The organism is Gaoshiqia sediminis (genome assembly GCF_025907915.1).
Taxonomy (GTDB): Bacteria; Bacteroidota; Bacteroidia; order Bacteroidales; family Prolixibacteraceae; genus Gaoshiqia; species Gaoshiqia sediminis.
The window spans coordinates 29,581-50,346 of the sequence record NZ_JAPAAF010000010.1 but is presented as its reverse complement, the minus strand read 5'-3'; the positions used below and the strand labels follow the sequence as shown (position 1 = coordinate 50,346).

Here is a 20,766-nt window from a genome sequence, read left to right as displayed (position 1 = left end):
TTTTTATTGCTCACTTATTTCATGGGCGGTGGCTAAGGTTGTCTGATTGTTTTTTTTCGGTTAAAAATTTGGGTGCATTTGCAACTGGTTTTTCTGTATTATTCGTTTTCGATCTGGTAAGTATCAGTTATTCATTTTGTTATGAAATGGGGGCTTTACTTTTATTTTCCTTTTTCTTAATATTCGGATGACGTTCTGTTTTATTTAACTGCTTTAACTTTAAAACTTAAAAAATTAGGGAGCTCAAGCAGCTTCTTGAAAAAAGGAGAGAATGAAGTTAAAACGTAGCATGCGGTATCTTTTCCCCAATAAAGGACTCCGCGGTTTTATGCGGTATTATTTGCTTTTTTTGTCTTTGGGTTTATTGCTGTTGCTTTTTTTCAGGCATGGGAGCCTGGTTATGCTGATCAATAAATATTCAGCAGAATGGCTTGATTTGCCCGTTTTATTATTGTCGGATGTTGGTCTGGGAAGTACTATTGCTGTGGTGGCTGTTTTGCTTGCTTTTTTTCGTATCCGTTATGCCCTGATGGGCTTGTTCAACCTGGCAATGACAGGCCTGCTGACCGGCCTGTTCAAGAATGTATTTTTTCACGGCTATCTGCGGCCACTCAGCTTTTTTGGGGCCGACGAATTTTACCGGCTGGTAACCACGGCAGAGCCTAATTATTTCAACAGTTTTCCTTCCGGGCACACCATGGCCATCTTCGGTTTTCTGAGCCTGGTAGCTTACTTTACAGGTAAACAATGGGCAGGTGTTTTGTTCTTTTTTGTGGCGCTGGCAGTAGGTTTTTCCCGTATCTATTTGTGCCAGCATTTCATTGTCGATGTTTATTTTGGTTCGGTTTTCGGTATGTTGGCCACTGCAATTACCCTTTGGGTGAGCAGCCGGATACCAGGATTTGATCAGGGCGAAATTTTTCAAAAGCCTATTTACCGCATTTCATTCAAATAATTTCAGGGTTTACGGGTAATCAGCACGCTTGTAGGCGTTTCCAGGATGTCGCGTGCCGAAAAACTGACTTCCAAATCTTCCGGAAGTTCAATCTGGTCCAATTTTTTCCGGGTTGAAATGATCACTCCGTTTGGGTATTGCTGAAAGAAGGATTGAAATTCGTCCGGTTGGATGGGTGGTATTTCTTCTTGCAGGGCAAAACCAAAGGCCGGGTTAAACTTTTCGAAATACCTCACTTCTTTCCCGTCGAGCAGATGTTGGCTTTTTGCCACCGGATTTTGCCGGTCGATGACGGGAAAGGCCAGTGTGAAAAAGATGATGGCCGTGGCCATTCCCCCGGCTGTCACAAGCCAGAGCGCCGGTTCCGGCTTCTTTTTTTTCCACAGGAAAAAGGCTGCCATCATGATGGCCGGGAACGGCAAAAAATACCAGGCAATATGATTTACATGGGATAGCGCCGGGTCCAGTTTCAGGGCCAGGAAAATTCCGGGGGCGAGAATGAAACTGAAAGACAACAAAAGAAGCAGGGAAATATTGCTTTTAGGCTGGTTCATCCTGATCGTTGAAAGGTATTGCGCCAGCATCATGGCCAAAAACGGATAGGCCGGTACGGTGTAATTGGGCAGTTTGGTGCGCGACACCGAGAAAAACGCCACGATGGTCACTCCGGCCACCAAGTTGAGCCGGGTGAAATCATCTTTTCGGTTTTTCCAGGCTTGTTTGGCGGCCTGCACCACGAAGGCCGAAAAGGGGAAGAGGCCAATCAACACAAAAACAATTGTTAGCAGAAAAATACCGCCATGCCCTTCCATTTCGTCGGTAAAGCGGCCCAGGTTGTGTTTCAGGAAAAAGCCGTCCGTCCAGGCGCCGTTTGTTTTCAGGTGCACCAAAATATACCAGGGAAGCGCGATTACCAGCACCAGCGCAGCGCCCCAAAGTGGCTTTAGGGCGCGTATTTCCTTCCAGCTAAAACGTTTGCTGAAAATCAGGAAGAGCAGAAAAATAAGCCCGGGAAGGCCGATGGCCACCGGCCCTTTGGCCAAGGCGCCAAACCCAATGGCGATGTACATTAAAAGGAGGTAAAGCGGTTTGCGCTCTTTTACCGCCGCGTAAAACGACATCACGCCGGTCGTAAAGAAAAAAATCAGGTACGGATCGGGCACGGCCAGGTGGAACTGAATGCTGAGGTGAACCGATGCCAATAGCACGGCGGCGGTCCAAAAGGCGGTTTCCACTCCGGCATATTTCCGGGCAAACCGGTAGGTGATCAGGGTGGTCAGGGCGCCAAACAGCGCTGAAAAGAACCGGGCTGCAAAGGCATTCTCGCCAAAAAGCGAGTAACTGAGCATCATGAAAAAATAATGCAACGGTGGCTTGTCGGTACGCAGTTCCTGGTTGAAGGTGGGCACGATCAGGTCGCCTCGTTCGAACATTTCGCGGGCACAGCCGGCATTTTTGGCTTCGTCGAGAATGTAGATGCTGACTCCGCCAATGTTAGATGAATAAAGCAGGACCGCCGTAATAAACAGTAGGAGGGAGAAATACCTGAAATCATGGATTTTCCTGATCATGACTTACTGAAAGTTTAATCGTGAGGGAATGAATTGTTTGGTCACTTTTCTTAATTTCGTCCTTCAAAATAAGTAAAAAATCTTTTAACGATTGATAAACGAAAAATTATGAAACAATTAAGTGTGGTCGTTTGTGTTTACAACGAAGAGTTGAATATCAAACCACTGAGTGAGCAGATAAAAGCCGCTCTGGCCAATTTAGATTTTGAGGCCATTTTTGTGGACGATGGCTCAACCGACAAGACCCGCGATGAAATCCGTGCAATTAATGACGAACGCTTTATTTTGGTAGAACTGAAGCGTAATTACGGGCAAAGCTCGGCCTTGCAGGCAGGGATCGATGAAGCGCAGGGAGATTATGTTGTTTTGCTGGACGGTGATTTGCAAAACGATCCAGCCGATATCCCGATGATGCTGAAAATGTGCAAAGATGGCCAATGGGACATGGTGGCCGGTGTGCGGGCCAACCGGAAGGACGGCGCCTTCTTGCGTAAAATTCCCAGTAAAATAGCCAACTACATCATCCGCGAATCTACCGGTACCCAGATGAAAGACTTAGGTTGTACGCTGAAACTCTTTACAAACGAAGCTGTAAAAAGCATACACATTTACGGTGAGTTGCACCGCTTCATTCCCGTTTTGCTGGCCCTCGAAGGGTCCAGCCGGTTGACCCAGGTGGATGTGAACCATCGGGCCCGGGAATTTGGCAAGTCAAAGTATAATCTGAGCCGTACTACGCGTGTGTTCAGCGACTTGTTGCTGATGGTTTTCTTCAAGAAATACATGCAACGGCCCATGCACTTTTTTGGTGGTTTGGGGATTGTCACTTTCGGATTGGGAATCCTCATTAATGCTTACCTGTTGGTGCTGAAGATATTGGGCAACGACATTTGGGGAAAACCACTGCTTATTTTGGGGCTTCTACTGGTAGTGGCAGGTATCCAGTTTATTACCATCGGGATTGTGGCCGAAATGCAAATGCGTACCTACTTTGAGTCGCAAAACAAAAAACCATACAGCATTCGGAAAGTAGCTCCGGTAAAAAGCGAGTAAATTCTCTTTTTCCTGAATTTCACGGCGTTCTTGGTTCGGGTATGGACGATGCTGCACTATTCTTTTTCGTCCTTGATGCCAAAGGTGTTTTTTGCGCCGCTGAAAATGGTTTTCCACCAATAGTTGATGATGGACCGCTTTTGGTCGCGCCTGAAGTAAATATCATCGGGCAGCAGGAACCGGGTACGCGGATTTTTGGATTTCAGCATCAGGCTGTTGGCCAGGAAGCTGGCGAACTTGGCCTCTTTGGTGTCGCCGTCTTTTTGTTCGAGGATGGCAATTTTCAGATCGTCGTAGGCAAAGCGGAGCTTGCCGTTCGCTTTTTCGGCATCGGCCGAGAATTCAAAATCGAAGCGGTTGAGCTGCCCTGATCGTACCAGGATGCTGGCATTGTTTTCCGTTATAGGGTTCAGCACAGTCATGTCGAATGGTGAAAGTGATCCGGTGGCAGTAAACGGATAGTTTGGCAAATTCATATTGAAGGTCATATTCACGTTCAGGTCGCTTACGTTCATCAACCTGGCCGATGCTGCCATCCGGAGGGTTGGGGACAGGTTTCGCAGGTAAGTGAGATTGGTGAACGGGTGCAGGCGCATGTTCAATCGGGTGAATTTCACGTAGCCGGGGGCAGGCATTCCTTCCAATTGCTCGGCGTAACTAACCTCCGAACCGATCAGTTTCACCGAATCGAAATAGAACGGCAGGTCAAAGGTTTTGATTAGTTCCTGGGGCAGGGGCGGACGTTGTTTTTCGTTGAAAGGTGTGCGTTTGTCCCGGTAAATGTCCACGCGTGCGCCGTGAACCAGGATTTGATTGCCCGTAAATTCACGCTTGGCAAACCAACGATCGGTATCGATTCCGGTAAATGCCAGCTGATCGATATCGCCGGAGTAATAATCGGTTTGAAAGCGGATAGCCTGCTGGAAACTCTCACGGGAGTATTTCGGTTGGATATGGATGCCCGAAAAAGTTAATTGTTGCTTGTTGCCCGTGTAAGCGATACGGTCAACCACCAGGTTGTAACGTTTCTTTTTATCCGAGAAATGATGGTTGTTTTTGACGATTTCCAGGTTTTCGGCCCCCAGTGTTTTTTCAGACAGGGTACTGTCCAGCCTGAATTGTTCCAGCTTTAGGTCAACCTGATCATGCCGGGTGATTTCGCCTTTGTTTTGAATAATGAACGTTGCTCCATCCACCGATACTTCGCGGGCAGAGAGTTCGTCCATCACCATTTGCAGGTCGGGAGGCAACTTGATGAACAACGGATTGTTGCTTCGTTTCGTTTCGGTTACATTCAGTTTGAAAATGGGTTGGCTCATCCGGATCTGTTCGGCATGAAACCGGTTATGCTGAAAGGCCTCCGTGGGGTCAAGCCCGTTGAAGCGCAGCAAGGGCATGCTGATGCCCGCCAGTGCCAGCCGGTCGTTTTCCCGGTTCGAACGGATATCCAACCCTGCAAAGGTAAGTTGCTTGTCTGCCGATGAATAACTGATGCTTTCCACATCCATCGTGTAAGCTACTTTCTCGGGGGTGAGGTGCAGGCGTGAGATCAGGGTTTTGATGTTGGACGAAGTAAACCGGGCGGTTTTATCGTTCGCCGGTCTTTTCAGGTTAGCTTGTTCAACCTCAAAATCGACCGTGGCATTCACCGTCTGGTTCTTCTGAAAGCCATCCATGTTGTAAATTTTCAGCAGTCCCTTGTTCATGGCCACTTGCTGTACGTTCAGCTCTTTCATTTCTTCGGGCAACGGCACGCTGATGTCGCTGAAATTGAATTTTCCTTTTCCGTTGCTGTTCCGGTAAATTTCGACCACCGGAGCGTTGAGCTTGAAATATTCCACATCGAGTATTTGATTGAAATAGGCTTGGTGGAGATCTACGTTTTTCAGGCTGATCCTGGGGGCGCTTACCTGGATGTGCCACGGTAGTTTCATGTAATCGGGGCTGGTAATATCGGGATACAGCAGCGCTTTGGTGATCAATACGTTGGAGGTTCGCGACGAAATGCTGATTTCGCTGGCCTGCAGAAAGTGTACATTGTCCGACAGCTTGAACAAGTGGTCTTTGATGCTCAGGTCGAAATGGTCGGCAAACAGCAGGCGGTCTTTCTTCAGTTCCTCGTCATTCAGTACAAAATGGTCGAGTTCCAGGTTGAATTTGTTAGTCAGGTCAATGGTGCGGCCTTTTTTGCTGTGGCTTACCAGCCGGATTTTCCCGTTCGACAGGTCTATTTTATTGATTTCGATATGGGCGATGTAGTTGTTGAGCAATTCATAAAACTCTTCCGGGTTGAATTCTTTTTCGCCCCGGCGCGGATTGGCAAACACTTCGAAATATATTTCCGGCTGGACAATGGAAAATATGTTGATATTTAGTCTTTTATTGAAAAAAGCATGATGGATGTCCGTATTGCGCAGTTGCAATTGCGGGATGTTGATCCGGTAGCGCTCGCTCCTGTTGAGCTGTTTCATGAGCGCTTCTGTGTTCTGATTTTCATCCGGGAAAAGTTGTAGTTTTTTGATGGCTGCCTGTTTTTGCTGGCTCGATACGGTAATTTCTTCGATTTTCAGTTGGTGCAATTGGTCGGCCAGTTTCATCTGGTAATCGCGGAAACTCAATTCCAGGTTGGTGGCAAAAAACAACTTATCGGTCCTGCGGGCGCTCACCGAGTCGAGCGAAAAATCGGTGAGGCGAAAGTCGAAATTAGCCGTAACGATCCCGGTATCGGCCTTGCTGCGCAGATCGTCAACCTGAAAAAAACCATGCTCGATCGCTACTACATTGGCATACACACCTTTGATGTAGTCGCCGATAAAGTGATAAAGTAAGCTGTTGTTATTTCGGTTTTTATCGGTTGGGTTGTGCCATTGTTGCAGTTTGAGTTCGGGTTTGAATGCGGCTACTTCCTGTAAGGGCATTTCACGCTGGTGGAACAAACGTGCCAGATCAACCGACAGCAGACGGATACTGTCGCAATGCAGTTGTACACTGGCCGGAAGTTTATGGTTGTTGGTCATGGGCATCAAGCGCAGGTTGTCGGCCCGGATCAGGCTGTCCTGGCTCGAAGCTGAAATATTTTCCGCTTCAAACCGGTGTACCCCATCCTTCAGTTGCAGCAGGTACGCTTCAATATGCAGGCTGACCACATTTGAATACAGGATTTTCGCAGGCTCCCGTCCTGAGGTCGAATCCAGCCGGAACTGATCGACCTCCACTTTCAGCCGTCTAAATTCCTGGAATGAATTTTCTGTTTGTGTACGCGGTTCAATCCGCATTTTTTCCCCTTCGAATGAAAGGTGGCTGATATTGACTTGTTTGAAGTCGTTGCGAATGAGCTGGTACAGGTCGTATTCTTTGATTTTGCGCAGGTTCAGTCCATCGTTGTTTGCCGAAGGTCGGATGCGGATGTCGCTTTTTCGGAGGATCAGCGAGTCGATCCGGATGGTGTCGTTTACCAGAACATTACGCAGGTTCCCGGATTTCAGCCTCACTTCGGGCACCTCAATCCAGTAGCGGGTGCCTGGCACTCCGGATGAGTCAACCGGTTCGAGGCGAATGTTTTTTCCGGTAATGTTATTCTTCCGCACCGAATAGGTCAGTTCATCTACCGAAAGGCGGTGCAGGCTGTCGCCCAGCATGCGTTTGAGGTTTCCTATCCGGAAGTAAATTTCTTCTGCCCGGAACAATTCTTCGTGCCGGGCGAGAGTCACCGGGTCTATAAAAAAATGATCAATGCCAATGTCAAAATTGGAAAGCGAATCGGGCAACACGGCATTTTCGGTCAGGTTGTAATGACTTACTTTTGCGTGGTGCAGTTTTATTTCGTTTATGGACAGGCTTTTGAGTCGGTTTCCGAAAAAGGGTCCAAGTTTTCTTTTCAGGTCGTTTTTGTCGGTTTCCGATTGTATCCGGCCGTCGGGGCTGTATGTTTCCAGCGCCGGTTCAACCAAAGTGAGCTTGTTAACCGTCAATTTGTGGTTCAGTAGCAACGCCCTGATTGAAATGCCACCGGCACGCAGCGACAGTGACGTAAAGCGATAGTGCGTGCCTTCTTTTTTTAGCGACTCCAGCCGGACCGAATCCAGGGAAACGCTTTGGGTAAACAGGTTGGCCTGAATGCCCGAAAAAGTGAGCCGATAATCGTTTCCGGTTGCATCGGCCAGGTAATTGTTGATGCCTTTTTGAACAAATTCGCCGGATTTGATAGAAATATAGGCGGCACATCCAATCAACAGGCTAAGCATTGTCCAAGTCGTCCAACGAAGAAGATGCCGTTTTGTGGATGTGTGTTTTGCAGTCATGCTGATTGGTAAAAAAACAAAATTGTTTTATTCAATAAGAGTTAAAAATTGCGAAAAAAGTTGCTTCGTCAAAGAAAACGAGCGGAAATATTTTGGACTTCTGTTTCCGGTTTTTAGAATGAAAAACAGCTTGTTTGCCGGTTTGTTTTGATGCCCAATTTGTTGGATGCTTTTTGGGTGACCAATAAACTTTATAATTTGTCGGTTTGTTCATCTTATCAGCGATTGTGCTTTGAATATTCTTTTGAACGAAACGAACTTGTGCGATGATGAAAACAATCTTTTCCTTTTTTGCTGTGCTTTTATTGCCGGTAATCGGTTTTTCGGGCAACACGAAAGTTTTGGTGGTTACCGGCGGGCACAGTTTTGAGCGTGACCCATTTTTTGCCCTGTTCGATACTCTGGAGGGGGTAAGCTGGGAAGAAGCAATTCAGCCGGAAGCCAACCGGTTGATGGAAAAAGAACAGCTTGATGATTATGATGTGCTTGTTTTTTACGACATGTACCAGGAAATCAGCCCGGAGCAGCAGGCTGCCTTTTTACGTTTGCTGAAAGCGGGCAAACCCATGTTGTTTTTGCACCATGCGCTGGTTTCGTATCAAACCTGGGATGAGTTTGAGCACATTATTGGCGGGCGTTATTTCGATGAAAAACGCTATCAAATGACCCTCGAAAACGGATTTTCAACGTATCGGCACGATACTCCGGTGCCAGTGCAGATTGTGCAGGACAATCATCCGGTAACGAAGGGATTGGCTGATTTTATCTTATTCGATGAGGTGTACGGCAATTTTCGTGTGTTGCCTACTGTCATCCCGTTGCTTAAAACAACGCATGCCGAAAGTTCACCCATCATTGGCTGGGTAAACCAATATGAAGCTTCGACGATCATTTATTTGCAGCCCGGTCACGATCATCATGCCTACCAGGATGAGAATTACCGGAAACTGATCCGGCAGGCCATCGCGTATTTGGCGGAAAGGAAAAAGTGAGGGATAAGCTAAACTATTGGCATCAGACCGCGTTTTTGTTGGCAAGTATGCTTCAAAATGGTTTTTAAACAGCGTTTATTTCATTCATAATAGAAGATGAAAAACATATGAGTAAGTTATTTTTTCTACTGGTTATAGCGACTGCTATCCTAATCGCTGGCTGCAGCTCCGGAAGCCAGGAAAAGCCAAAAGCGCTTGAAACTTCAGCTTTAGCTGAAAAGCAAGGGGCTGAAATAGAAGCATCGGCGAAAAGCCTGCCTCATCCCGGCGAGAAAGTTTATAAACAATATTGTCAGGTTTGCCACCAGGCCAACGGGGCTGGCGTGTCCGGGGTTTTCCCGCCACTAACGCCCAATAAATACATCGCAGATAAAACGCAGCTGATTGAACTGGTGTTGCACGGCATGACCGGAGAGATTGAGGTGAATGGTGAAAAATACAACAGCTTGATGGCTCCCCACAATCATCTCACCGATTTGGAGCTGGCCAATGTCATTTCGTATGTCCGTTCCAACTTTGGGAACAAACTGGACCCGGTTACCGTTGAAGAGGTAGCAGCCGTGCGAAACAGGTAAAAGCTAAAATTGGTTTTTTCTGAAAAGAAATTATCCCGTACATGTATAAACACGGACGGGATAACTTTTTTTCGGTCACCGTAAAATCGATGGAGCTACTAAATAGGCCTGTGACTTTAGTTGACAGCAAAACGGGCAAAAACTTTGTAATTCAACTTAATCTTCTGGAATGAAATTTCCACTTCCGGCTGTGCCGCGTCCTCACTTTCGGCCATCATGACGGTGGACATCATTTTGGTTCGGGGGGTAAAAATTGGTTCGTAAGTTTCGCGTTCCTGAATGAACAGTACTTTTCCTGGTTTTTCGTCAATGGCACTCAGCAGATATGATGCTTTTTCTTTGGCATTCTTTACCGCCTGCATCTTTACGTCTATTTTCAGGTCTTCAATCCGGCTGTGGTCAACCCGGCTTACAAAGGCGTCTTGTACTTCCACTTCATCTAAAATGGCCAACAGGTCGGTCAGTTCGCTGGTGGTGGAAACTTTCATGACAAATTCTTTCGAAGCGAGAACATCCTTCTTTTTTCTTTTGATGGAGATAAAATCGGCAGACGCATCGGCCAGGGATAAATCTTCGAGCTTAAACTTGTTTTTCTGCATGAGTTGTTTCATCTTTTTTTCCAGGTTGTCCAGCTCAATTTTGTTGCGTCCGTCGTAGCGTTCTTTCAGCGTAAACTGAAGGTAGATTTCGTCGGGCACCACTTCCAGCTTGCCTTCGCCGGTAACTTCAATGTAAGGGGTCGATTCCAGCGGGTTGAGTTGATTCTGTGCGATCGAAACGCCGCTAAGAATCATCAGGCACAAAAGGAGATAAATTGTTTTCATTGTTTTCTGATTTTTTGTTTGTAAATAATTCATTTTAAAGCGCTTATTCTTTTTGTAATTTTTTTCGGTTCGACGGTGCTCAATTTATGTGCTATCTTTAACAAAAATATCGATTTCATGGATCCATTTTTGAAACAGGTTGCCCGTTTTTTAGATCAACAGTTCGGGGCCGGTATCAGTCGGTTGTCGGTTGTTTTCCCAAGTCGCCGGTCAGGCGTGTTTTTCAATGCTTATTTGAACGATTTGGCCACCGGCCCGATTCTTGGCCCCGAGGTAATCACCATCAACGACCTGGTGGCACAGCTTTCGGGGATGCAAATATCAGACCAGATCAGCCTGATCTTGCGTTTGCATCGTATTTATCGGGAAGAAACCGGTCATCTGGAGGAACTTGACGATTTTTTCTTTTGGGGCGAAATTCTGCTGAATGATTTTAATGATGTGGATAAATACTTGCTGGACGCGGATGACCTGTTCCAAAATATTTCGGATTTAAAGGAAATTGAAAGCCGTTTTGACTATCTCACACCCGGGCAAAAGCGCGCGATTGAGTTGTTCTGGGGAAATCTGGGAAAGGCCGGCGCCTCGGTTAACAGGGAGAAGTTCCTGACGATTTGGAACAAACTGGCAACGGTTTATCATCGTTTTCGGGACGAGTTGCTGGCCGAACAAGTGGGGTACAGCGGGCTGGTGTACCGCGATTTGGTTGAAAAACTACAGCGTCAACCGGAACTCAATTTGCCATCCGATCGGTATGTTTTTGTCGGTTTTAATGCGCTGAATGCGGCTGAGAACAGCCTGTTCCGTCGGTTTAAGTCGGCTGGTATTGCCGATTTCTTTTGGGATTATGATGTGGCGTTTGTGCAGGATCCTACCCATGAGGCAGGCTTGTTTATTCGCCAAAATTTGATTGAATTTCCCATGCCCAATGGTTTTGTATTGGATGAAGATGTCCTGCCGGCCAAAAAGATTCAGGTCGTGTCGGTTCCCGGGCAGGTGGCACAGGCGCAGGTGGTCAACCATCAGCAATTTCTGGCCAATCCGGCTGCAAAAACCTCTTTTGATGATGCCGCGCTGGTGCTGGCCGACGAGAATTTTTTGATCCCGGTGGTTTCTGCTGCCGGCTGTCGGTTCAATAGCATCAATATTACCATGGGCTATCCGTTACAAAATACGCCTGTTTACAGTTTGATTTCGCAGTTGATCGAGTTGCAGAAAAATTTCCGCAGGCTGGATGGAGATGAGGCCTTTTATTACCGTCCGGTGTTGGCTGTGCTGAACCATCAGCTGCTGGCGAGCCCGGAATCAAAAAAACTGGTGCGCGAGATTCATCAGCAAAACAAAATATATGTGCGCACGTCCGATCTGAAAAAGGATGAATTGTTCAGTTTGGCTTTTACCAGGCAGGAAGATTGGCGGGGTTGCGCTGATTATTTTATGAAGCTTGTCCGGATGCTGGCTGTCCGCTATCAATCCAAGGGAGGAGCATCTGTTCATCTGGAGGCCGAATACCTGTACCAGGTTTATCTGGCGGTTCAGCGCCTGGTGGATACCCTGGAGCAATTTCATCCGGAGAAAATTTCTTTATCGCTTTTTTACCGCATTTTAGTGCAACACTTACAGCGCATTGCCATTCCGTTCGAGGGTGAGCCACTATCGGGCTTGCAGGTGATGGGCGTGCTGGAAACCCGAAACCTCGACTTTAAAAAACTGGTTCTGTTTTCGGTGAACGAGGGAAAGTTGCCCAAAACTTCGGCGGTTCATTCCTTTATTCCTTACAACCTTCGGAAGGCTTTTGGATTGCCGGCCTACGAAGAGCAGGATGCCATGTATGCCTATTATTTTTATCGGTTGCTTCACCGGGCTGAAGAAGTGGTGTTGGTTTACGATTCGTCGAGTGACGGGCTGAATACGGGGGAGATGAGCCGTTATCTTTTTCAGATGATGTATGATTCTGATCTAAAACCTGAATTTTGGCACCTCGATTTTGATTTTAAAGCATCCGGTTCGGAGCCGATTTCGATACCGGGAACTGCTGTCCACCAGCAACGGTTGCTGGAGCGGTATGCCGAAAAGCGCCTCAGCCCGAGTGCCCTGAATACCTATCTGGATTGTAAACTGAAATTTTACTTCCGGCATGTGGCCAATATTAAGGAAACGGATGAACTGCTGGAAGATGTTGACCCGCGTCTGTTTGGAAATTTGTTTCACCACGCCGCGGAGCTTATTTATACCGAATTTAAAGGGAAAGAGGTTAGCAGTGAGGATTTAAAGACGGTAGCCGTCAATAAAAATAAAATCGGCAAGGCCATCCATTCGGCTTTTGCGCGCGAATATTACAAGGATAGAGCGTTGAAGGACGTTAAAATTACCGGGAAGAATATCCTGATCGCCGAAAACCTGCAAACTTACCTGGAGCGGATGCTGGAAAATGACCGTGCTTTTGCCCCGTTTACGGTGCTGGAACTAGAGGGGGATTTCGAAGCAGAATTTGTTTTGCCCATCGGTGGAGTGCCGCGGAAAATAAAGTTGGGCGGTATTGTGGACCGGATTGATCAAACCCGAGACGGGGTAAGGATTATTGACTACAAAACCGGGCGGGCATTGGATTTGAAGTTTAAAAAATTTTCGGAATTTTACGATCGAGAAAAATCAAAACGTCCGAAAGAAATCTTCCAAACATTGGTTTATGCCGAGATTTACCGGCGCAATAAGGGAAATCTTCCCATCCTGCCAACCATTTATAAAATCGACCAGTTTTTTGATGAAGATTTTTTGCCTTCTGTGATGCAAAACGGCCAACCGGTAAATTATTCCGGTATTGCTGATGAATTTGTTGCCAGTCTGGATGAATTGTTATTGGAAATGTTCAGCGATTCAACTGTGTATGATCAAACAGCGGAGGTCAGGAAATGCCAAACCTGTCCATATAACCTGATTTGTCGCCGCGGCTAAAATGGGATCTGTCTGATCTCTTGATCTTCGTTCGCAAATCGGCAATCGTTAGTCAACTATTCCCGGTCGTGTTTTTCGAGCAAGTCGGGACGCAGCTGCTTGGTGCGTTCGTAGGCTTGCTTTTCCTTCCAGTCGTTAACCTGTTTGTCGTTTCCGCTCAACAGGATTTCAGGTACTTTCCAGCCTTTATAATCGGCCGGCCTGGTATAAACGGGCGGACTCAACAGGTTGTCCTGAAACGAATCGGTAAGGGCGGAGGTTTCGTCAGATATTGCCCCCGGAATCAGCCGGACGATGCTGTCAACCATCACGGCCGCAGCCATTTCGCCTCCGGTCAATACGTAATCGCCAATCGAGATCTCGCGGGTGACAAGGTGGTCGCGCACCCTTTGGTCAACACCTTTGTAGTGCCCGCAAAGGATGATGATGTTTTTCTTTAAAGATAACTTGTTGGCTGTTTGCTGGTTATAAACCTCGCCATCAGGGCTGGTGTAAATGATCTCGTCGTATTCGCGTTGCGTCTTTAAGTGTTCAATGGCGGCTTCAATTGGCTGAATGGTCATCACCATGCCCGCCCCGCCACTAAAGGCGTAATCATCAGTTTTCCGGTGCTTGTCGGTCGAAAAATCACGGATGTTGTGAACGTGGATTTCCACCAGGCCTTTTTTCTGTGCCCGTTTCAGGATCGAATGTTTAAACGGACTTTCGAGCAATTCGGGAACAACAGTGAGGATATCGATGCGCATACAAGATTTTTTCTGCAAAAGTAGCAACATTTACCAGATCGCCCGCTTAAAATTGGCATTCAAAATATATCTATGCATCTGCATAAGATGACAAAATGACCTGTTATATTTGATTGATTCGGAAATGTTGACGCTAATCCTTGCGGGTTGAAGAAATTTTTGTCTGCGTTTTTTGTGTTGGAACAGAACTTGAAAAATGATCGGCAAAACAATGAGAAACAATAAAATTTTATAGGAGGAAAATGATTATGAAACTAGTAAAAGTAAATCCGGCTTATTCGTTCAATGCAGTTGATCGTTTATTGAATGACCTTTTTACGCAGGAGTACCGTTCAGATCGTTTTGCTAAAAATGAGCTTTCGTGGCAACCGGCTACCAATTTGTTTGAAGATGAAAAATCAGTTCAGATTGAATTGCTGATTCCCGGTTTTGAAAAGGAACAAGTAAAGATTTCCGTTGAAAAAGACTTGTTGGTTATCAAAGGCGAAGTGGCAGAACAAGAGGGACAAGCAGCAAAATATGCACGGGTGGAATTCAAGCCGCAGAATTTTGAGAAGAAATTCAGGCTTTCGGAAAAGCTTGATGCAGAAAAAATTGAAGCTGCTTTTAAGAATGGTATCCTGAAATTGGTCGTTTCCAAAAAGGAAGAGGCCATTCCGCAACGTCGTGAAATAGAGATTGCTTAAGGGGATTTGTGCGTTTTTATTTACAGGCCGCTTTCATTCAGGGAGTGGCTTTTTTTATGTCTATGTCCATGTTTTTCAGAATTAATCGTGGTTTTACTTGAGTATTCGTACCGAAAATTATATTTTCGTAACTTGGTGCGAGACCTAAAACTCTGAAAATTACTCAGTAATTTAAACAATTATCACATGGAACCTAAAGATCTGAAAAACTCAACAGATGAGTTGAAAGCAACTCCGGAGGAAACCGGCGCTGCTGCTACGCCTGCCGAAAGCCAGAAGCTTGAAGCTGAACAAGAGATTGCTCCTGAAGCAAGTGCTGTTACCGAAGAATCCATTTCGGCTCCTGAAGTGGAAGTTGAGGAGGAAGTTGAACCCGATTTGACTGCAAGTACCGATGAAGAACCGGTAAAAGCGGTTGAACCCGATGAAGCTGAATCGGCCGGTAGCGAAGATGAAGAGCTGGATGAGGAGGCGGCCGAAGCGATGATCGCCAAGGGTAAAATCAACTATTCGGGCTACACCGAGGTGGAGCTGATCAATGCCTTGCGTGATTTGATCAGTAAAACAAAAGATGAAGATATAAAAGACGAAGTTGACCGGATAAAAATCAACTTCTACAAAAAGCATAAAGCCAATGTTGAAGCTGAGAAAAAGGCCTACCTGGAGGCTGGAGGCGATGAAAATGAGTTTGTTCCCGGTAATGCACCTTATGAAGATGATTTGAAAAACCTGCTGAGGGAATATCATCAACTGAAAAATGACCACCAGAAGCAAATGGAGGAAGAAAAGGATCAGAACCTTCAGATCAAATACGATATCATTGAGGAGATCAAATCGCTGGTAAACCGAAAAGAGTCGATCAATAAAACGTTTCAGGAATTCCGTGATTTGCAGCAAAAGTGGCGTGATACCGGCTTGGTACCGCAATCAAAACTGAAGGATCTTTGGGAAACATACCACCACCATGTTGAAAATTTTTACGATTACATCAAAATAAACAAGGAACTACGCGACCTCGACCTGAAGAAGAACCTGGAGGCCAAAATCAACTTGTGCGAAAAAACGGAAGAATTGCTGGTGGAACCATCCATCATCAAAGCATTCAATATTCTGCAAAAATACCATGAACAGTGGCGCGAAATTGGCCCGGTACCTCGCGATAAAAAGGATGAGCTTTGGGAGCGTTTCAAAGCAGCTACGTCCATCATCAACAAAAAACACCAGGAATATTTTGACGATCGCAAGGATGAACAAAAGAAAAACCTGGAAGCAAAAACCGCCTTGTGCGAAAAGGCAGAGGAGATTGCATCGATGGAATTGCCCAATCATAAAGACTGGGATGATAAATCGCGGGAACTGATCGAACTGCAGAAAGTTTGGAGAACGATCGGTTTTGCACCAAAAAAAGACAATAACCGGATTTATGAACGGTTTCGCAGCGCTTGTGACAAATTTTTTGATGCCAAGCGTGAGTTTTATTCCCAAAATAAAGAATTGCAGCAAAATAACCTGCAACTGAAAGCCGATTTGTGCATCCAGGCCGAAGCGCTGAAAGACAGCACCGACTGGAAAAAGGCCACCGACGAATTTATACGTATTCAAAAGAAGTGGAAAGAAATCGGTCCGGTACCCCGCAAACAGTCTGATGCCATTTGGAAACGGTTCCGGGCCGCTTGCGATTATTTCTTTGAGCAAAAATCGGAACATTTCTCAACAGTTGATCATGAGCAGGATGAAAACCTGCGCCAGAAAAAGGCCCTGATTGAAGAAATTAAAAACTATACGCTGACAAAAAATGAGGATGAAGACCTGGCGCAAATGAGAGATTTTCAGCGCCGCTGGACCGAGATTGGCCATGTTCCGTTCAAGGAAAAGGATAAGATACAGAACGAGTTCCGCGATGCCATTAACCTGCATTTTGACCATCTGAAAATTGATGACCAAAAGCGCAATTTGCTGAAATTTAAGAGCAAAATGACTAATTTTTCCGGTTCTTCAAGAGGTCAGAACAAAATGCGCTTTGAACGCGACAAGTATGTGACCAAGCTGAAGCAGATGGAAAATGACCTGGCCCTGCTCAATAATAACATTGGCTTTTTTGCCAATACCAAGAATGCTGAATCGCTGATTGATGACGTCAATAAAAAAATACAGACTACACAGGAGAAGATTGAGTTCCTGAAAGAGAAGATACGGATCATCGACGAGATGGAAGACGATGATTAACCAAAAAGAAATGAGAGACCCGCTACTTTTGGCGGGTCTTTTAATTATTTGTTCATATTATATCGTGCACATTTTTGGAGCGCAATAAGTTTTATTGCTTAACTTTGTGCGTTTTTAGGAATATTAAAATTTACGATTTTGTCAGCAACCAAGTACATCTTTGTGACAGGGGGTGTAACCTCCTCCTTAGGAAAAGGAATATTAGCCGCATCGTTAGCTAAGTTATTGCAAGCCAGGGGTTACTCCGTGACCATTCAAAAGTTGGATCCTTACATCAATGTCGATCCGGGAACCTTAAACCCATACGAACACGGGGAGTGTTATGTCACCGAAGACGGGGCCGAAACCGATTTGGATTTGGGCCACTACGAACGTTTTCTGAATGTGCCTACCTCGCAGGCAAACAATGTAACCACCGGGCGCATTTACCAATCGGTGATTAACAAAGAGCGCCGTGGTGATTATCTGGGCAAAACCGTACAAATCATTCCGCACATTACGGATGAAATCAAGCGAAAAATCAAGTTTCTGGGGACCAAGCGCAATTACGATATCGTCGTGACCGAGATTGGCGGAACTGTTGGCGACATCGAATCGCTTCCTTATGTTGAAGCTGTTCGTCAGCTGAAATGGGAACTGGGTTCCAGTGCGTTGGTAATCCACCTGACCTTGGTGCCATTCCTGGCGGCCTCGGGTGAATTGAAAACCAAACCCACGCAGCATTCCGTAAAATTATTGCTCGAAAACGGGGTTCAGCCAGACATTCTGGTTTTACGCACCGAACATGATTTAAATACCAGCATCCGTAAAAAAGTGGCGCTTTTCTGCAATGTCGATATCGATGCCGTGGTGCAATCCATCGATGTTCCCACTATTTATGAGGTGCCAAATAAAATGTTGGAAGAAAAGCTGGATGTTACGGTACTGAAAAAACTGAAGTTACCGCATAAAAACGAACCGAAGCTGGATGACTGGAATGAATTCCTTCAAAAGCATAAAAACCCGGAGGCGACTGTCAATATTGGTCTGGTTGGTAAATATGTTGAGCTGCAGGATGCCTATAAATCCATCGCGGAGGCTTTAATCCATGCCGGCGCCGAAAACCGGGTGAAGGTGAACCTGAAATGGATCCATTCCGAAGAAATTACCAAAAAGAATGTCGCTGAAACCTTGTCGGGGTTATGCGGAGTGATCATTGCTCCCGGTTTTGGGCACCGTGGTATTGAAGGGAAGATTTTGGCCACCAAATTTGTGCGCGAGAATAATATTCCTTTTCTGGGAATTTGCTTGGGCATGCAAATCGCTGTGATTGAATACGCCCGGAATGTGTTGGGTTTTGAAGGCGCCGATTCAACCGAAATGAACGAAAAAACAGCTTATCCTGTTATCGACCTGATGGAGGAACAAAAGGGTATTACCGAAAAGGGCGGGACTATGCGACTGGGTGCCTACGCCTGCAATATTATCGACAAAAAATCGAACCTGTATAAAGCTTACGGAAATGCCGAAATTCGGGAACGTCACCGTCACCGGTACGAATTTAACAATCAATATCTTGATGATTTCAAGAAAGGAGGAATGGTGCCTGTGGGCCTGAATCCGGATACCAACCTGGTGGAAGTGGTTGAAATACCAACTCATAAATGGTTTGTAGGCGTTCAGTACCACCCGGAATACAGCAGTACCGTTTTGGCGCCGCATCCTTTGTTTGTTGCTTTTGTTAAGGCAGCCATGAAATAGGAATATGCCCCTGTTGCATCGTGATAGGATGCCGTACATGTCCTGAAATAAAAGTGATCAAGAAAAAATGAGTAGGTCGGTGACCTTAATTTTCGTAAAAATAAATTTCTATGGATAAAAATACGATTGTCGGGATGGTGTTGATTTTTGCCATCCTGATTGGTTTTAGTTACCTGAACAAGCCTTCGCAGGAAGAAATTGAAGCAGCCCGCCGGCGTCAGGATTCCATTGCCCAGGTTGAGGCGGAGCGCAGGCAGGAGGCAGAAGTCAGAATAACAGAGATGGCCACTCCTGAGGTGGAAACCTTGGCTTCCGATTCAAGCCAGTTGACAACGGCGGCACAGGATCGTTTCGGCATTTTTGCCCCCGCGGCAACCGGTGAAGAGAAATTCATCACACTCGAAAATAACCTCATGAAGGTGAAAGTGTCCACCAAAGGAGGGAAAATTTATTCGGTTGAGCTGAAAAATTACCAGACCTATGATTCGCTGCCCTTGATTTTATTCGATGGCCCGGAAAATTTGTTCGGTCTGAATTTTTTCGCGCAGAACCGGAGTATCCGCACCGACGATTTGTTTTTTGTGCCATCCGTCAATCAGGAACTGCTGACTGTGGGCGGACCTGAAGTGCGCAAAGGAAAAGAGGGTAATGAAGAATTCAACGAGGAACATGGCGGAGATTCGCAAGTTTTGGCCATGCAACTTCCGGCAGGCGATGGCGGTTACCTGGAGTACCAATACACACTGAGTCACAACTCCTACATGGTCGGCTTTCATGTGAAAGCGGTTGGAATGAACAACCTGATTTCGTCCAATACCAATTACCTGAACTTCAACTGGGCGGTTGCCGGCCCGCGCCTTGAACGGAAATCGCAGTACGGGGAGGATCGTTATACGTCGGTCAACTATAAATATTTTGGTGATGAAGTGGATAAACTGAGTCCGGCCAAGTCAAGTGAAGAAACCTTGAAAACAAAGGTGAAATGGATCAGTTTCAAACAGTTGTTTTTCAACTCGACCATTATTGCCGACGAAGCATTTCCAACAGCTGACGTTAAGTTTAACTATACGGAAGACAGCAAACGATATGTGGGCGATTTTTATGCCGACATTGCTTTCCCGTACGAAGGAGATCCCAATCAGGCCTACGGAATGAAATTTTATTTTGGCCCCAACCATTACAATACCTTAAAACAATACGATATTGAACTCGACCAGCTGGTTAACCTGGGATATTCGGTCCTGCGCTGGGTAAACCGGTTCTTGGTGATCCCGGTGTTCAATTTCCTGCGCAATTATATCGGTAATTTCGGGATTATCATTTTGTTGCTGACTGTATTCATCAAGTTGATCCTGTTCCCGTTTACTTACAAATCATACATCTCGCAAGCTAAAATGCGGGCCTTAAAACCCGAAATTGATGAACTAAACGAAAAGTTTGGGAAAGATAAGCCGATGGAAAAACAACAGGCAACCATGGCGTTGTATAAAAAAGCAGGCGTGAACCCAATGGGCGGATGTTTGCCCATGCTGCTGCAAATGCCAATTTTGTTTGCCATGTTCTTTTTCTTCCCCACATCGATCGAATTGCGTCAGGAAAGCTTTCTGTGGGCAAACGACCTTTCGTCGTATGATTCGATACTGAACCTGCCGTTTACCATTCCGTTTTATGGCGATCATGTGAGTTTGTTCTGTTTGTTGATGACGGTTACCACTATTATTTCGACCAAGCTGAACTCGCAGGCAACCAGCAGCCAGGCCATGCCGGGCATGCAAACGATGATGTACATGATGCCGGTCATGTTCCTGTTTATTCTGAACAGTTACCCGTCAGGATTGAGTTACTATTATTTCCTGGCCAACCTGATTACCATCGGGCAAATGTACCTGTTCAGGGTATTGATTGACGAAGAGAAAATCAGGGCACAACTTCATGCCAATAAAAAGAAGGGGCCGGTAGTGAAATCGAAATTTCAGCAGCGGCTCGAACGAATGGCCAAAGAAAGGGGCGTTCAGCTTCCAAAATAATATTCAGAAAATGCTGTCTTCGGGCGGCATTTTTTGTATCTTTTTGCCTGTGTTTTTACCGGCTGGTTTCCTGGCAAACTCACCGGAATTTACGTTAATCGATTTCTGTTAACAT

Annotated in this window: 13 protein-coding genes; 9 read left to right on the top strand and 4 right to left on the bottom strand. The window is 45.9% G+C overall.

What is annotated here, in order from left to right:
- The first annotated feature begins 271 nt into the window (after positions 1-271).
- Positions 272-955: a phosphatase PAP2 family protein gene (locus N2K84_RS09255; RefSeq protein ID WP_282591517.1), complete on the top strand. Its 684-nt coding sequence runs from the start codon at positions 272-274 to the stop codon at positions 953-955.
- Between the two features lie 2 nt (positions 956-957).
- On the opposite strand, the gene N2K84_RS09250 is transcribed toward N2K84_RS09255, so the two are convergent.
- The gene (locus N2K84_RS09250) at positions 958-2,526 is read right to left on the bottom strand and encodes an ArnT family glycosyltransferase (RefSeq protein WP_282591516.1); all 1,569 of its coding nucleotides are present in this window, start codon (positions 2,524-2,526) and stop codon (positions 958-960) included.
- Positions 2,527-2,634: 108 nt separating this feature from the next.
- On the opposite strand from N2K84_RS09250, the gene N2K84_RS09245 reads away from it, so the two are divergent.
- Entirely contained in the window at positions 2,635-3,579 is a 945-nt protein-coding gene (locus tag N2K84_RS09245; RefSeq protein ID WP_282591515.1) for a glycosyltransferase family 2 protein, read from the top strand.
- Positions 3,580-3,635: 56 nt separating this feature from the next.
- On the opposite strand, the gene N2K84_RS09240 is transcribed toward N2K84_RS09245, so the two are convergent.
- Positions 3,636-7,880, bottom strand: coding sequence for a hypothetical protein (locus tag N2K84_RS09240; RefSeq protein WP_282591514.1), 4,245 nt, complete (start codon positions 7,878-7,880; stop codon positions 3,636-3,638).
- 266 nt (positions 7,881-8,146) lie between these two features.
- On the opposite strand from N2K84_RS09240, the gene N2K84_RS09235 reads away from it, so the two are divergent.
- Both N2K84_RS09235 and N2K84_RS09230 read left to right on the top strand, forming a co-directional pair.
- On the top strand, positions 8,147-8,872 hold the full coding sequence (locus N2K84_RS09235; RefSeq protein ID WP_282591513.1) for a ThuA domain-containing protein: 726 nt from the start codon (positions 8,147-8,149) through the stop codon (positions 8,870-8,872).
- A 107-nt stretch (positions 8,873-8,979) separates the two neighbouring features.
- Positions 8,980-9,447: a c-type cytochrome gene (locus N2K84_RS09230; RefSeq protein WP_282591512.1), complete on the top strand. Its 468-nt coding sequence runs from the start codon at positions 8,980-8,982 to the stop codon at positions 9,445-9,447.
- Between the two features lie 116 nt (positions 9,448-9,563).
- Here the strand turns inward: N2K84_RS09230 and N2K84_RS09225 are convergent, their stop codons facing one another.
- Positions 9,564-10,271 (bottom strand): SIMPL domain-containing protein, encoded by a 708-nt coding sequence (locus tag N2K84_RS09225; RefSeq protein WP_282591511.1) that lies wholly within the window; start codon positions 10,269-10,271, stop codon positions 9,564-9,566.
- A gap of 117 nt (positions 10,272-10,388) precedes the next feature.
- On the opposite strand from N2K84_RS09225, the gene N2K84_RS09220 reads away from it, so the two are divergent.
- Positions 10,389-13,226 carry a PD-(D/E)XK nuclease family protein gene (locus tag N2K84_RS09220; RefSeq protein ID WP_282591510.1) on the top strand — a complete coding sequence of 946 codons (2,838 nt, stop codon included), beginning with the start codon at positions 10,389-10,391 and terminating at the stop codon, positions 13,224-13,226.
- Between the two features lie 56 nt (positions 13,227-13,282).
- On the opposite strand, the gene trmD is transcribed toward N2K84_RS09220, so the two are convergent.
- Positions 13,283-13,972, bottom strand: a complete 690-nt coding sequence (gene trmD / locus N2K84_RS09215; RefSeq protein ID WP_282591509.1) for a tRNA (guanosine(37)-N1)-methyltransferase TrmD — start codon at positions 13,970-13,972, stop codon at positions 13,283-13,285.
- Positions 13,973-14,220: 248 nt separating this feature from the next.
- On the opposite strand from trmD, the gene N2K84_RS09210 reads away from it, so the two are divergent.
- From N2K84_RS09210 to yidC, 4 genes are all read left to right on the top strand, one after another.
- On the top strand, positions 14,221-14,658 hold the full coding sequence (locus N2K84_RS09210; protein WP_282591508.1) for an Hsp20/alpha crystallin family protein: 438 nt from the start codon (positions 14,221-14,223) through the stop codon (positions 14,656-14,658).
- A 186-nt stretch (positions 14,659-14,844) separates the two neighbouring features.
- Positions 14,845-16,884, top strand: coding sequence for a DUF349 domain-containing protein (locus tag N2K84_RS09205; RefSeq protein WP_282591507.1), 2,040 nt, complete (start codon positions 14,845-14,847; stop codon positions 16,882-16,884).
- Positions 16,885-17,022: 138 nt separating this feature from the next.
- Positions 17,023-18,624 carry a CTP synthase gene (gene pyrG, locus N2K84_RS09200; RefSeq protein WP_282591506.1) on the top strand — a complete coding sequence of 534 codons (1,602 nt, stop codon included), beginning with the start codon at positions 17,023-17,025 and terminating at the stop codon, positions 18,622-18,624.
- Between the two features lie 110 nt (positions 18,625-18,734).
- A complete protein-coding gene (yidC, locus tag N2K84_RS09195; RefSeq protein ID WP_282591505.1) occupies positions 18,735-20,651 on the top strand; it encodes a membrane protein insertase YidC in 1,917 nt (638 codons plus the stop codon).
- The last annotated feature ends 115 nt before the right edge of the window (positions 20,652-20,766 follow it).

Coding starts and splice junctions, on each gene's coding strand:
- N2K84_RS09255 (WP_282591517.1), top strand. CDS start 272: ATGAAGTTAAAACGTAGCATGCGGTATCTTTTCCCCAATAAAGGACTC.
- N2K84_RS09250 (WP_282591516.1), bottom strand. CDS start 2,526: ATGATCAGGAAAATCCATGATTTCAGGTATTTCTCCCTCCTACTGTTT.
- N2K84_RS09245 (WP_282591515.1), top strand. CDS start 2,635: ATGAAACAATTAAGTGTGGTCGTTTGTGTTTACAACGAAGAGTTGAAT.
- N2K84_RS09240 (WP_282591514.1), bottom strand. CDS start 7,880: ATGACTGCAAAACACACATCCACAAAACGGCATCTTCTTCGTTGGACG.
- N2K84_RS09235 (WP_282591513.1), top strand. CDS start 8,147: ATGATGAAAACAATCTTTTCCTTTTTTGCTGTGCTTTTATTGCCGGTA.
- N2K84_RS09230 (WP_282591512.1), top strand. CDS start 8,980: ATGAGTAAGTTATTTTTTCTACTGGTTATAGCGACTGCTATCCTAATC.
- N2K84_RS09225 (WP_282591511.1), bottom strand. CDS start 10,271: ATGAAAACAATTTATCTCCTTTTGTGCCTGATGATTCTTAGCGGCGTT.
- N2K84_RS09220 (WP_282591510.1), top strand. CDS start 10,389: ATGGATCCATTTTTGAAACAGGTTGCCCGTTTTTTAGATCAACAGTTC.
- trmD (WP_282591509.1), bottom strand. CDS start 13,972: ATGCGCATCGATATCCTCACTGTTGTTCCCGAATTGCTCGAAAGTCCG.
- N2K84_RS09210 (WP_282591508.1), top strand. CDS start 14,221: ATGAAACTAGTAAAAGTAAATCCGGCTTATTCGTTCAATGCAGTTGAT.
- N2K84_RS09205 (WP_282591507.1), top strand. CDS start 14,845: ATGGAACCTAAAGATCTGAAAAACTCAACAGATGAGTTGAAAGCAACT.
- yidC (WP_282591505.1), top strand. CDS start 18,735: ATGGATAAAAATACGATTGTCGGGATGGTGTTGATTTTTGCCATCCTG.